This window comes from Stenotrophomonas sp. 05L44_2 (assembly GCF_056665995.1).
In genome coordinates this window covers 1-11,935 of sequence record NZ_JBFTNR010000027.1, presented here as the reverse complement: position 1 = coordinate 11,935, position 11,935 = coordinate 1, and the positions used below count along the sequence as shown (strand labels likewise).

Below are 11,935 nucleotides of genomic sequence, written 5' to 3'. Positions count from 1 at the left end.
GGCGTGCAGGGTTACCACGGTCGTGATTTCGGCTTCAAGCTGGGCCTGACCGCCAAGCAGGCCGGCCAGTTCGCCAACATCATGGTGAACCTGTACCGCCTGTTCAACGAAAAGGACCTGGCGCTGGTTGAAATCAACCCGCTGGCCATCCTGGACGACGGCAACCTGTACGCGCTGGACGGCAAGTTCGACAGCGACGACAACGCCGCGTTCCGCCAGAAGGCCCTGGTCGCCATGCGCGACAAGACCCAGGAAGATCCGACCGAAGTGATCGCTTCGGAGCTGGACATCAACTACGTCACCATGGACGGCAACATCGGCTGCATGGTCAACGGCGCAGGCCTGGCCATGGCCACCATGGACGTCATCAAGCTCAACGGCGGCGAGCCGGCGAACTTCCTGGACGTGGGCGGCGGCGCCAACAAGCAGCGCGTCATCGAAGCGTTCAAGCTGATCCTGTCCTCGGACAAGGTCGAAGGCATCTTCGTCAACATCTTCGGCGGCATCGTCCGCTGCGACATGATYGCCGARGGCATCATYGCCGCSGTSAAGGAAGTGGGCGTCAAGGTTCCGGTCGTGGTGCGTCTGGAAGGCACCAACGTGGAAGAAGGCAAGCAGTTGCTGCGTGACAGCGGCATGGCCATCATCCCGGCCGACAACATCAACGACGGTGCCAAGAAGGTCGTCGAAGCTGTCAAGAACGCCGCCTGATCCGACACCGAAGGAAATCCAATGTCAGTTTTGATCAATAAGAACACCAAGGTGATCGTGCAGGGCTTCACCGGCCAGCAGGGCACCTTCCACGCCACTCAGATGATCGAGTACGGCACCCAGGTTGTTGGCGGCGTGACCCCGGGCAAGGGTGGCACCACCCATATCGACCTGCCGGTCTTCAACACCGTTGCCGACGCCGTGCAGAGCACCGGCGCCAACGCTTCGGTCATCTACGTGCCGCCGCCGTACGCGGCTGACGCGATCCTGGAAGCCGCTGCTGCCGGCATCAAGGTCATCGTCTGCATCACCGAAGGCATCCCGGTGCTGGACATGCTGCGCGTCAAGAACGTGCTGACCCGTTCGCATCCGGACACCGTGCTGATCGGGCCGAACTGCCCGGGCGTCATCACCCCGGGCGAGTGCAAGATCGGCATCATGCCGGGCCACATCCACAAGCCGGGCAAGATCGGCATCGTGTCGCGTTCGGGCACCCTGACCTATGAAGCGGTCAAGCAGACCACCGAAGTCGGCCTGGGTCAGTCCACCTGCATCGGCATCGGTGGTGACCCGATCAACGGCCTGAACTTCGTCGACTGCCTGAAGCTGTTCAACGAAGACCCGCAGACCGAAGGCATCATCATGGTCGGCGAAATCGGCGGCGACGCTGAAGAAGCCGGTGCCGAGTACATCAAGAACCACGTGAAGAAGCCGGTCGTCGGTTTCATCGCGGGTGCTTCGGCTCCGGCCGGCAAGCGCATGGGCCACGCCGGTGCGATCGCATCGGGCGGCAAGGGCACTGCCGAAGGCAAGTTTGCTGCCATGGAAGCTGCTGGCGTCGTCACCGTGYGTTCGCCGGGCGACCTGGGCGCTGCCATCGCCAAGCTGGTGAAATAAGATCGACTGCCTTCGGCAGACGATTCTGTAGAGCCGGCCGTTGGTCGGCTGCTTGAAACAGAAGGGCCGCCTCAGGGCGGCCTTTCTGCGTCTGGGCATCCGCTGGGCATGGCCCGGCGCTACCAGAATGGTCCACGCGGTAGCGCCGGGCCATGCCCGGCGAGCGCATGTCGCGGCGCTACAATGTGCGTATTGCAACCACAGGCTGGACCCTCATGGCTTCGATCCGCATCGCGATGGCGCAGTTCGACTTCCCGGTTGGCGATGTCGCCGGCAACACCGAGCGCATCATCGAGATGATCGGCCAGGCGCGCGATGAGTACGGCGCCGGGCTGGTGATGTTCCCCGAGCTGGCAGTCAGCGGCTATCCGCCGGAGGACCTGCTGCTGCGCCCGGGCTTCCTGTACGAGTGCGAGCAGGCGATGACCCGCATTGCTGCTGCGTGCCGTGGCATCACCGCTGTAGTGGGCTGGCCACAGGCCGCCGGTGCGGTGGTCTACAACGCGGCCAGCGTGCTGCGCGATGGCCTGGTGGAGCAGACGTACCGCAAGCGCGAACTGCCCAATTACGCGGTGTTCGACGAGCGCCGCTACTTCGATGTCGACCCGGACGGTGGCAGCTGCGTGTTCGAGGTCGACGGCATCCCGGTCGGCCTGCTGATCTGCGAGGACCTGTGGTTCGCCGAGCCGCTGGCCGATACGGTGCGTGCCGGCGCGCAGCTGGTGGTGGTGCCCAATGCCTCGCCGTACGAGCGTGGCAAGCATGCCCAGCGTGACGCTGTGCTGGCTGCACGTACCCGCGAAAGCGGCGCGGCGATCGCCTACCTCAACGTGGTGGGCGGCCAGGACGCGCTGGTGTTCGATGGTGCATCGGTGGTGGCCGATGGAGATGGCACGGTGCACCCGGCCGCGGCGGCCTTCGTCGACCAGTGGCTGGTGGTGGACTACGACGGCGCTACCCGCCGCTTCCTGCCGCAGGTATGGATGGACGACGGCGACGAGAGCATGGATGCGCTGGCCTGGCGCGCGGTCACCCGCGGCATCCAGGACTACTGCAGCAAGAACGGTTTCAAGAAGGTGTGGCTGGGTCTGTCCGGTGGCATCGACTCGGCGATCGTGCTGGCCATGGCGGTCGATGCACTGGGCGCGAAGAACGTGACGGCGGTGCGCCTGCCGTCGCGCTATACCGCCGGGATGTCCAACGACCTGGCCGCCGAGCAGTGCGAGGCGCTGGGCGTGAAGCTGGAAGCCGTTTCCATCGAGCCGGCGTTCCAGGGCCTGATGCAGGCGCTGGCGCCGATGTTCGAGGGCACTACGCCGGATGTGACCGAGGAGAATTTGCAGTCGCGCAGCCGTGGCGTGATCCTGATGGCACTGGCCAACAAGTTCGGTGGCCTGCTGCTGACCACCGGCAACAAGAGCGAGTACGCGGTCGGCTACGCCACCATCTATGGCGACATGTGCGGGGGGTACGCGCCGCTGAAGGACCTGTACAAGACCGAGGTGTTCGGCCTGTCCAAGTGGCGCAACACCGTTGGCGGTGCGCCGGTGATCCCGCCGGCGGTGATCAGCCGCCCGCCCTCGGCCGAACTGCGCGAAAACCAGACCGACCAGGATTCGCTGCCGGCCTACGACGTGCTGGACGGCATCCTGTACCGCTACATCGACCAGGAGCAGTCGCGCACGGAGATCGTCGCTGCAGGCTATGACGCGGCGGTGGTGGATCGTGTGCTGCGGCTGGTGCGGATCAGCGAGTGGAAGCGCCACCAGGCCGCGCCGGGCCCGAAGGTCTCGCGCCGCGCGTTCGGGCGTGAGCGCCGCTACCCGATCAGCAACGGCTACAAGAGCTGAGGACCGGTCGCCGGGCATGGCCCGGCGCTACCGATGTTCGATGGATCCATCGGTAGTGCCGGCCGCTGGCCGGCAACCGGGTGTACCGCCCATCGATGCACGGCGTGGATCTACCGGGCCTCGTTGAGCAGCTGCTCCAGGCCGGCGGTTTCGGCGGCCTCGTCAAATTGGCTGTGCCCCAGCCGCGCACGCACGAATGCCAGGCCATCGGCCGCCGCTGCGTCCAGCGTGCCGCGATGGTCGACCGGGTATCGGCGGAATGCCACCGGTTCGCCGCGCAGGGCCAGGCCGACGGCATACAGCAGGGTGGTGAGATAGGGCACGTCGCGATCCTCGCTGCCGTGGCCCAGCATCAACGGCTGGCTGAAGCCCCGCCGTGGCACGCCCAGATAGTCATGCAGCAGCGCCCAGATGCCCGGCACCGAGGTCAACGGTGCGCTGAACATTTCTCCCGTGTTCGCACCTTCCAAGGTGGCCGCCAGCGGGCCCAGGCACTGCTGGCGCGCCAGCGTGACCCGTGCATGGCCTTCATCGCTGAGTACGCGTGCGATACGCGGCTCCACCTGCAGCAGGCCATCGAGGAGGTAGGCGTGATAGGCATTGAGCGCGCCCGGATTCGGCGTGCGGCTGTCCGGCTTCATCACCAGCGCGGTCAGTTCGACGGCCGTGGGTGTGCCGGTGGTGAAGCTGCCGCGGTACTGCAGCGAGGGTCCATAGGACGGTGCCAGATGGCCGGCAGTGAGTGCGGCAGCGCCGCCCTGCGAATGGCCCACCGATACCCAACGCGGTGACAGCGTGGCATTGCCGAGGAAATGGCGGCTGGCCTTGATGAGATCGATGGCGTTGCGCGCGGAGGTGCGCACGTGCAGGTAGGCGTGGTCACCCGGGCCGCCCAGGCCTTGGTAATCGGCGGCGAGAACGGCATAGCCCTGTGCCAGGAACTGGTCGAGGAAGCGGCCATCGCGCTCGGGCTGATAGGGGCCGGATACCGAAGGCGCGCAGTGGTCGGCGATGCCCTGGGTGCCGTGGGCCCAGGATACGACCGGCCAGCCACCTGCCGGCGCAGGCCCGGCGGGCAGGTAGACCAGCCCGGTCGCCTCGGCCAGGCGTCCGTGATGATCGGGGGTGCGGTAGGCCAGCTTGTAGGCCTGCGCGGCCTTGGAGGGCACCCAGCTGGCGCGGTAGGGCGCGGCCGAGAGCAGGTCACCCGGCTCCGCCGCCAGCGCGACAAGGGGACTGGCGGCCAGCGCGAGCAGGGCAGTGACCAGCAGGGTCGGGCGGGGTCGGAACCGCAGGGACGATGAGGACATGTGGCGCTCCATGCAGGCCGGGATGGCCTTTGCGCCGCATTCTGGGAGCTGTCCTGCGCGCCGACTGCGATGGAAGTCGCAATGATCGCCGGTTCGTAGCATTCCTAGCGGTGACGCCAGGCAAAAAAAAGGCCCCGTGCGGGGCCTTCTTCTTACTTCTTTTCCAGTCGCGCATTGCGCTGGCCGGTCGCGGCGGACTTTTCGCCGGCAAACGGGTTCAGCTTGCGGATCATCCACGGGTACTTCGGCCACTTGCCTTCCAGCCACGGGTGATCCGGCTGGTTCAACTGCAGGACGCGGCGGGCGTCGTCGGCCAGGGTCTTGTTGCCCAGGTGGGTGTAGGACTCGGCCAGCACCGCCACGGCATCGTTCTGGAATGCGCTCTGCGGGTAGTTTTCCAGCAGGTAGTTGGCGCGGCCGGCAGCCGAGACCCAGGCGCCGCGACGCACGTAGTACAGGGCGTTGTCGAGTTCGTGCTGGGCGAATACGTCACGCAGCACCAGCATCCGCTGGCGCGCATCGGCGGCGTAGCGGCTGTTGGGGTAGCGATCGACCACGATGTTGAAGTCTGAATACGCCTGATGCGGCGTGGACAGATCGCGGCGGCTCGCGTCCAACGACCATACGCGACGCAGGAAAACCGTATTGCGGTTGGAGTTGGCCAGGCCGCGCAGGTAGTACAGGTACGCGATGTTGCGGTGCGTCGGGTAGGTACGGATGAAGCGGTCGATGCTGGACACCGCGTCATCGTGCTTGCCGGCCTTGTACTGGGCATAGGCCGATTCGATCATCGCCTGCTCGGTGTACGGGCCGTAGGGATACTGTGCCACCAGGCGACGGAAGCTGGCTTCAGCGCCACTCCAGTTGCCGCCTTGCATCAGCTTGTGGCTCTTTTCGTAGAGCTGTTCGACCGGGGTGCCTTCATCAGGGCGATCGCCCTTGGTGCCGCGGTTGCAGCCAGTGGCGACGATGACCAGCACCAGCAGGAGGGCGGTCAGGCGGACGGGCGCGGAGAGCAGGACGGAGCGTCGGATCATGGGGTCAATGCGGGACGCGGCTGGAATACGAAGGGTCGATGATAGCCTAGTGTCCTGTCCAGCGACTGAAACCGGCTCGCCGGGACCCCAAAATTTCGAAGATGCCCCCTGCCATGTCTGAACAACCCTCCGAATCGGCCCGCCAGGCCATTGTCCCCGACACCTCCGCCGGCCGCCGTTTCGACGCGGTCGTGGCCGAGCTGTTCCCCGAATACTCCCGCTCCCGCCTGACCGAGTGGATCAAGGCCGGCGACGTCCTGCTGGACGGCGCGCAGGCACGCCCGCGCGACGCGCTGCGCGGCGGCGAGGTGGTCACCCTGCAGGTGGTGCTGGAAACCCAGACCAGCGCCGAGCCGGAAGACATCCCGCTGGACGTGCTGTTCGAGGACGAGCACCTGCTGGTGATCAACAAGCCGGTCGGCCTGGTCGTGCACCCCGGTGCCGGCAACCACAGCGGTACTCTGGTCAATGCGCTGCTGTACCGCGACCCGTCGGTGGCGGTGCTGCCGCGCGCGGGCATCGTGCATCGCCTGGACAAGGACACCAGCGGCGTGATGGTCGTGGCCCGCACGCTGGAAGCGCAGACCGCACTGGTCGAGCAGCTGGCCGCCCGTGACGTGCACCGCCAGTACCTGGCCGTGGTGATGGGCGCGCTGGTGGCCGGTGGTACCGCAGATGCGCCAATCGATCGCCACCCGCGCGACCGCCTGAAGATGGGCGTGCGCGAGGATGGCAAGGAAGCGGTGACCCATTACCGCCTGCGCGAGCGCTTCCGTGCGCATACCGCGCTGGAATGCCGCCTGGAAACCGGGCGTACCCACCAGATCCGCGTGCACATGGCGCACCTGCGTCATCCGATCGTGGGCGATCAGCTGTACGGCGGTGCGCTGAAGCTGCCCAAGGGGGCCAGCGACGAGCTGGTGGCCGCGCTGCGCGGCTTCAAGCGCCAGGCCCTGCATGCAGAGACCCTGGAGTTCGTGCATCCGATCAGTGGTGAGCCGGTGCGCAACACGGCGCCGGCGCCGGCCGACATGCTGCACCTGATGAAGGTGCTGCGCGAAGACAGCGCGGCCTTCGCCGAGCGTGAGCGGGACCGCTGGTAATGACTACCGCGCTGCCGCTGCCGCTGCTGCAGGCTGATTGGCCGGCGCCCCCGGGCGTGCATGCACTGACCACGCGCCGGCATGGCGCGGGTATCTCGCCAGCGCCGTTCGCCCAGTTCAACCTGGGCAACCGGCATGCGGCCGACGGTGACACCCCGGCCAACGTCGAGCACAACCGGCAGCTGCTGCAGCAGGGCTTGGCACTGCCATCGGCGCCGCATTGGCTGCGCCAGGTGCACAGCAGCACCGTGCTGCGTTTCGGCGCGCCGCCGGTGGAGGGCGCCAGCGAACCGGTGGCCGATGCCGCGGTGACCTCGGTGCCCGGCGTTGTGCTGGCGATCCTCACCGCGGACTGCCTGCCGGTGGTGTTCGCCGCTGTCGATGGCAGCGAGGTGGGCGCCGCCCATGCCGGTTGGCGTGGCCTGGCCGACGGCATGCTGGAGGCCACCGTGGCCGCCATGCAGACGCCACCGGCGCAGCTGCGCGCGTGGCTGGGCCCGGCAGCGGGACCGGCCGACTACGAGATCGGCGAAGAGGTGTACCACGCCTTCGTCGGCCACGACGCGGCCGCTGCGGCGGCCTTCGTGGCGACCCGCCCCGGTCACTGGAAAGTGGATCTGTTCGCGCTGGCGCGACAGCGCCTGCAGGCCGCGGGCATGGAGCTGGGCAACATCCACGGCGGCACGGTCTCGACCATGGCCGATGCGGATCTGTACTCGCACCGTCGCGACCGCCGCACTGGCCGGATGGCGACGCTGGTGTGGATGGACTGATGCGCGGGGATCGCGCTGCGGGGGCAGAACCTGGCGGCGTGATCGTCTTCGATGGCGTCTGCGCGTTGTGCAGCCGCTGGGTGCGTTTCCTGCTGCGGTTCGACCGGCAGGAACGCTTTCGCTTCGCGGCGATGCAGGGCGCGCAGGGCAGCGCGATGTTGCGCGCGCATGGCCTGGACGCGCACGACCCGACCTCGTTCCTGCTGTTGGACGGGCAGGGCGCGTGGACCGATACCGATGCGATCCTGCGCGTGCTGGCGGCACTGGGTGGTGGCTGGCGCCTGGCGGCCGTACTGCGCGTGCTGCCACGCCGCTGGCGCGACGGGGCCTACCGCATATTGGCACGCAACCGCTATCGCTGGTTCGGGCGCCATGACACTTGCTACCTGCCCACCCCGGAACAAGCCGCGCGGTTCCTCGATTAAGCGCCGCCGGGCGTGGCCCGGCGCTACCCCGTGCCCGGATCAATGTAGCGCCGGGCCATGCCCGTGGGCGGTCAACCTTCCAAGGCTTCGAGGTAGCTGCGGCGCCAGTGGTTGATGTCGTAGGTGCGCAGGTGTTCCATCATCGCGTGCCAACGTTCCTTGCGCCGGTGCAGCGACATCGTCGCCGCAGTGGCGATGGCATCGGCCACGCCGTCCAGATCGTGCGGGTTGACCAGCAGCGCCTGCTTCATTTCATCGGCGGCGCCGGCCAGCAGGGACAGCACCAGCACGCCGGGATCTTCCGGGTCCTGCGAGGCAACGTATTCCTTGGCGACCAGGTTCATGCCATCGCGCAGCGGGGTCACCAGGCCGACAGCGGCGGCACGATAGAAGCCGGTCAGCGTGGCGTGGGTGAAGTTCTGGTTGACGTAGCGCAGCGGTGTCCAATCCGGCTCGGCATGGCCACCATTGATGTGGCCGGCGATCTGCTCCAGCTGGCTGCGCAGTTGCCGGTATTCGGTGACATCGCCGCGCGAGACCGGTGCGATCTGCAGGTACGTGAGCGAGCCGCGCTGGTCGGGATGGCGCTGCAGGTAGCGTTCGAAGCCGAGGAACCGTTCGGGCAGGCCTTTGGAATAGTCCAGGCGATCCACGCCGATGGCGAGCTGGCGGTCGCGCAGGCTGCTGCGCAGGTTCTTCACGGCCGCCTTGCTGGCTGCGGTGCTGGCCTGGCGGGCGATCAGCTCGGTGTCGATGCCGATGGGGAACGCCGCGGCTCGGAAGTGACGTCCACCGGGCGCTTCGAGCTTGCCGTTTTCCAGTACCCGGCCACCGCCGAACAGACGCAGGTAGGTCTGGAAGCGATCGGCATCGCGCTGGGTCTGGAAGCCGACCAGGTCATAGGCATACAGCGCCGAGAACAGCCGCAGATGGTCGGGCATGGCCTGCAGCAGGTCGGCCGAGGGCATCGGGATGTGCAGGAAGAAGCCGATGCGGCAGCCGATGCCGCGCTCGCGCAGCATCGCGCCGAGCGGAATCAGGTGATAGTCGTGGATCCAGACGATGTCGTCTTCGCGCAGCAGCGGCGCCAGCTTGTCGGCGAACAGTGCATTGACCCTGTGGTAGGTCTCGCGGGTGCCGCGGTCGTAGTCGACCAGGTCCAGGCGGAAGTGCAGCAGTGGCCACAGCGTGCGATTGGCGAAGCCGTTGTAGTAACCGTCCACATCGCGCTTGGCCAGGTCCATGGTGACGTACTGGATGTCACCATCGCGCTGCTCGTGCAGCGCGCCACTGGCCTCGCGCACGCTCTTGCCACTCCAGCCGAACCACAATCCGCCGCGTTCCTTCAGCGCCGCCAGCAGGCCCACGGCGAGGCCACCGGCACGGTTCTCGCCGGGCACAGCCACGCGGTTGGATACGATGACAAGACGGCTCATGAAGCCTCCTGCCAGGACCGCGACAGGCGCRTCGCCGCAGTGATCAGGCCGACATGCGAGTAGGTCTGCGGGAAGTTGCCCCAGGCTTCACCACCGTCGAAGGCAAGGTCCTCCGACAACAGGCCCAGATGGTTGCGTTGCTGCAACAGTGATTCGAACATGTCGCGCGCCTCATCCATGCGGCCGATTGCAGCGAGCGCATCGATGTACCAGAACGTGCAGATGGTAAAGCTGGTTTCCGGTTCGCCGAAATCATCCGGCGCGATGTAACGGTACAGCGCGTTGCCGTGCTTGAGGTCGCGGCCGATGGCCTCGACGGTGGCGACGAAGCGTGCGTCGTTGGCGTCGATGAAGCCGATGTCGGCCAGCAGCAGCAACGAGGCATCAAGGCGATGGCCATCGAAGGTATCGGTGAAGTGGCCGAGCTCCTCGCTCCAGGCTTTTTCCATGATGCGTGCGTGGATGGTATCGGCACGCTCGCGCCAGTACTGTGCACGGTCATCACGCTTCAGGCGCACGGCGATCTTGCACAGGCGATCACACGCCGCCCAGCACATCGCGCTGGTGTAGGTATGCACTTCGGTGCGGCCGCGGAATTCCCACAGGCCGGCATCGGGCACGTCGTGCAGTGCGAACGCCTGTTCACCCAGCGGTTCGAGCCGGGCAAAGGTGTGGCTGTCACCCGGATCCTGCAGGCGACGGTCGAAGAACAGCTGGGTGGAGGCCAGCACCACGCTGCCGTATACATCGTGCTGGCGCTGCACCCAGGCCAGGTTGCCGCGCCGCACCGGGCCCATGCCGCGGTAGCCGGACAGGCTGGGCACTTCGTCCTCGTCCAGCTTGGCTTCGAAGCCGATGCCGTACAGCGGCTGCAGGGTGCCGTCGGTGGTGGCCAGGTTGAAGATGTAGCCGAGGAACTGCTCCATCGTGCGGGTGGCGCCCAGACGGTTCAACGCGCGCACCACGAAGGCGGCATCGCGCAGCCAGCAGTAGCGGTAGTCCCAGTTGCGCACGCTGCCGGGCGCTTCCGGAATCGAGGTGGTCATCGCCGCGATGATCGCGCCGCTGTCCTCGTACTGGCAGAGTTTGAGGGTGATCGCACTGCGGATCACCGCGTCCTGCCATTCCAGCGGGATGGACAGGTACCGCACCCATTCGCGCCAGTAGTCGCGGGTGCGCTGGAAGGCTTCCTGCACGTAGCCGCTGATGGAGCGGTTGAGCGATTCATCCACGCCCAGAATCAGGTGGATGGGATGGTTGAGCACGAACGGCAGGCCATCACGCACGAAGCGCACAGGAACGTCGGTGGTCAGGCGCAGCACATGCTCGGGCAGGATCCAGCGCACGTGGTTGCTGCCCCAGGTGGACTCGGGCACGCGCGCGCCCCAGTCGGTCAGAGGTCGTGCGCGGATCACGATGCGCGGGCTGCCGGACAACGGTCGCACCTGGCGAATGAGGCTGACCGGCCGGTAGAAACGGTCGTTCTGGCGCCAGCGCGGGGCGAAATCGAGGATTTCCAGCGCGCCGCCATGCGCATCGCGCAGCACGGTGCGCAGGATCGCGGTATTGGTGAGGTATTCCTGTTCGCTGCCGGCGAAGTCCTCCAGCTCGATGGCGAAGTCGCCGCCGGTCTGCTGGTTGGGGCTGAGCAGGGCACAGAAGGTCGGGTCGCCGTCGAAGGTCGGCAGGCAACTCCATACAACACGGGCGTGTTTGTCGACCAAGGCGCCGAAGCTGCCGTTGCCGACCACGCCCAGATCAAGATCGGGTTGGGTCATCACGCGGTACATCTCGGTTGCGGCCGTGGGGGCCGGGGTCAATACGCATTCTCACGCAGCCAGGCGTGCACGCTGCGTATGTCGGGCAGCGCGAACACCGCCGCGCTGGGTTCACGTTCGCCGATCAGCACGCTCCAGCCATGCAGGCCATTGGCCGCATCGAAGCCGAATTCATCGGTCAGGTCATCGCCGAGGAACACCGGCAGACGACCACGGAACGGCAGGTACTGCATCAGCCGACGTACGGCTCGGCCTTTGTTGGTAGCCACCGGGACGAATTCGACGACATGGTCGCCCGGCTGCAGGCGATAGCTGGCACGGCCGCGAACATGGCGCTCGGCGAAGGCGCGCACATCGTTGGCTGCATGCGGCGCGCCACGCCAGTGCAGGGCCAGGCCTACGCCCTTGTTCTCGACCAGCACGCCGGGGTGGCCATGGGCGAAACGCATGGCTTGTTGATGAAGCGCATGCAGCCAGTCGGCGGTGTCGTCACCATGCTCATCGCGTATCACGTGCCCGTCCTGCGCACGCAGTTCGTGGCCATGCAGGCCCGCAGCGGGAAGCTTGAGCGGCGCGAACAACTGGTCCAGCTGTTCAAGCGGGCGACCACTGACC

11 protein-coding genes are annotated in these 11,935 nt (G+C 66.8%); 6 read left to right on the top strand and 5 right to left on the bottom strand.

What is annotated here, in order from left to right:
- The 3 genes from AC1VAN_RS01755 to AC1VAN_RS01745 all read left to right on the top strand — a co-directional run.
- A partial coding sequence (locus tag AC1VAN_RS01755) for a succinate--CoA ligase subunit beta (protein ID WP_480985154.1) occupies positions 1–711 on the top strand: 711 nt, incomplete at its 5' end.
- 21 nt (positions 712–732) lie between these two features.
- Positions 733–1,608, top strand: coding sequence for a succinate--CoA ligase subunit alpha (sucD, locus tag AC1VAN_RS01750; RefSeq protein WP_480985153.1), 876 nt, complete (start codon positions 733–735; stop codon positions 1,606–1,608).
- Between the two features lie 215 nt (positions 1,609–1,823).
- A complete protein-coding gene (locus tag AC1VAN_RS01745) occupies positions 1,824–3,458 on the top strand; it encodes an NAD+ synthase (protein WP_442251809.1) in 1,635 nt (544 codons plus the stop codon).
- A 110-nt stretch (positions 3,459–3,568) separates the two neighbouring features.
- On the opposite strand, the gene AC1VAN_RS01740 is transcribed toward AC1VAN_RS01745, so the two are convergent.
- Both AC1VAN_RS01740 and AC1VAN_RS01735 read right to left on the bottom strand, forming a co-directional pair.
- Complete coding sequence (locus AC1VAN_RS01740) at positions 3,569–4,768, bottom strand: lipase family protein (RefSeq protein WP_478013544.1); 1,200 nt, start codon at positions 4,766–4,768, stop codon at positions 3,569–3,571.
- Between the two features lie 152 nt (positions 4,769–4,920).
- On the bottom strand, positions 4,921–5,805 hold the full coding sequence (locus tag AC1VAN_RS01735; RefSeq protein WP_032975164.1) for an outer membrane protein assembly factor BamD: 885 nt from the start codon (positions 5,803–5,805) through the stop codon (positions 4,921–4,923).
- Positions 5,806–5,918: 113 nt separating this feature from the next.
- Between AC1VAN_RS01735 and rluD the strand changes: the two genes are divergently transcribed.
- Genes rluD through AC1VAN_RS01720 form a run of 3 tightly spaced genes read left to right on the top strand, consistent with a single transcriptional unit; the run spans position 5,919 to position 8,106 of the window.
- On the top strand, positions 5,919–6,908 hold the full coding sequence (gene rluD / locus AC1VAN_RS01730; RefSeq protein WP_049469884.1) for a 23S rRNA pseudouridine(1911/1915/1917) synthase RluD: 990 nt from the start codon (positions 5,919–5,921) through the stop codon (positions 6,906–6,908).
- Positions 6,908–7,681: a peptidoglycan editing factor PgeF gene (pgeF, locus tag AC1VAN_RS01725; protein WP_442251806.1), complete on the top strand. Its 774-nt coding sequence runs from the start codon at positions 6,908–6,910 to the stop codon at positions 7,679–7,681. Before rluD ends, pgeF begins: the two co-directional genes overlap by 1 nt.
- Complete coding sequence (locus AC1VAN_RS01720; RefSeq protein WP_442251805.1) at positions 7,681–8,106, top strand: thiol-disulfide oxidoreductase DCC family protein; 426 nt, start codon at positions 7,681–7,683, stop codon at positions 8,104–8,106. The genes pgeF and AC1VAN_RS01720 overlap by 1 nt, the downstream gene beginning before the upstream one ends.
- Before the next feature lie 71 nt (positions 8,107–8,177).
- Here the strand turns inward: AC1VAN_RS01720 and otsA are convergent, their stop codons facing one another.
- The 3 genes from otsA to otsB all read right to left on the bottom strand — a co-directional run.
- Entirely contained in the window at positions 8,178–9,542 is a 1,365-nt protein-coding gene (gene otsA / locus AC1VAN_RS01715; protein WP_032975160.1) for an alpha,alpha-trehalose-phosphate synthase (UDP-forming), read from the bottom strand.
- The gene (locus tag AC1VAN_RS01710) at positions 9,539–11,320 is read right to left on the bottom strand and encodes a glycoside hydrolase family 15 protein (protein ID WP_480985152.1); all 1,782 of its coding nucleotides are present in this window, start codon (positions 11,318–11,320) and stop codon (positions 9,539–9,541) included. The genes otsA and AC1VAN_RS01710 overlap by 4 nt, the downstream gene beginning before the upstream one ends.
- Before the next feature lie 38 nt (positions 11,321–11,358).
- On the bottom strand, positions 11,359–11,935 hold a 577-nt coding region (otsB, locus tag AC1VAN_RS01705; RefSeq protein ID WP_480985151.1), incomplete at its 5' end, for a trehalose-phosphatase.

Coding starts and splice junctions, on each gene's coding strand:
- rluD (WP_049469884.1), top strand. CDS start 5,919: ATGTCTGAACAACCCTCCGAATCGGCCCGCCAGGCCATTGTCCCCGAC.
- pgeF (WP_442251806.1), top strand. CDS start 6,908: ATGACTACCGCGCTGCCGCTGCCGCTGCTGCAGGCTGATTGGCCGGCG.
- AC1VAN_RS01735 (WP_032975164.1), bottom strand. CDS start 5,805: ATGATCCGACGCTCCGTCCTGCTCTCCGCGCCCGTCCGCCTGACCGCC.
- AC1VAN_RS01745 (WP_442251809.1), top strand. CDS start 1,824: ATGGCTTCGATCCGCATCGCGATGGCGCAGTTCGACTTCCCGGTTGGC.
- AC1VAN_RS01720 (WP_442251805.1), top strand. CDS start 7,681: ATGCGCGGGGATCGCGCTGCGGGGGCAGAACCTGGCGGCGTGATCGTC.
- AC1VAN_RS01740 (WP_478013544.1), bottom strand. CDS start 4,768: ATGTCCTCATCGTCCCTGCGGTTCCGACCCCGCCCGACCCTGCTGGTC.
- otsA (WP_032975160.1), bottom strand. CDS start 9,542: ATGAGCCGTCTTGTCATCGTATCCAACCGCGTGGCTGTGCCCGGCGAG.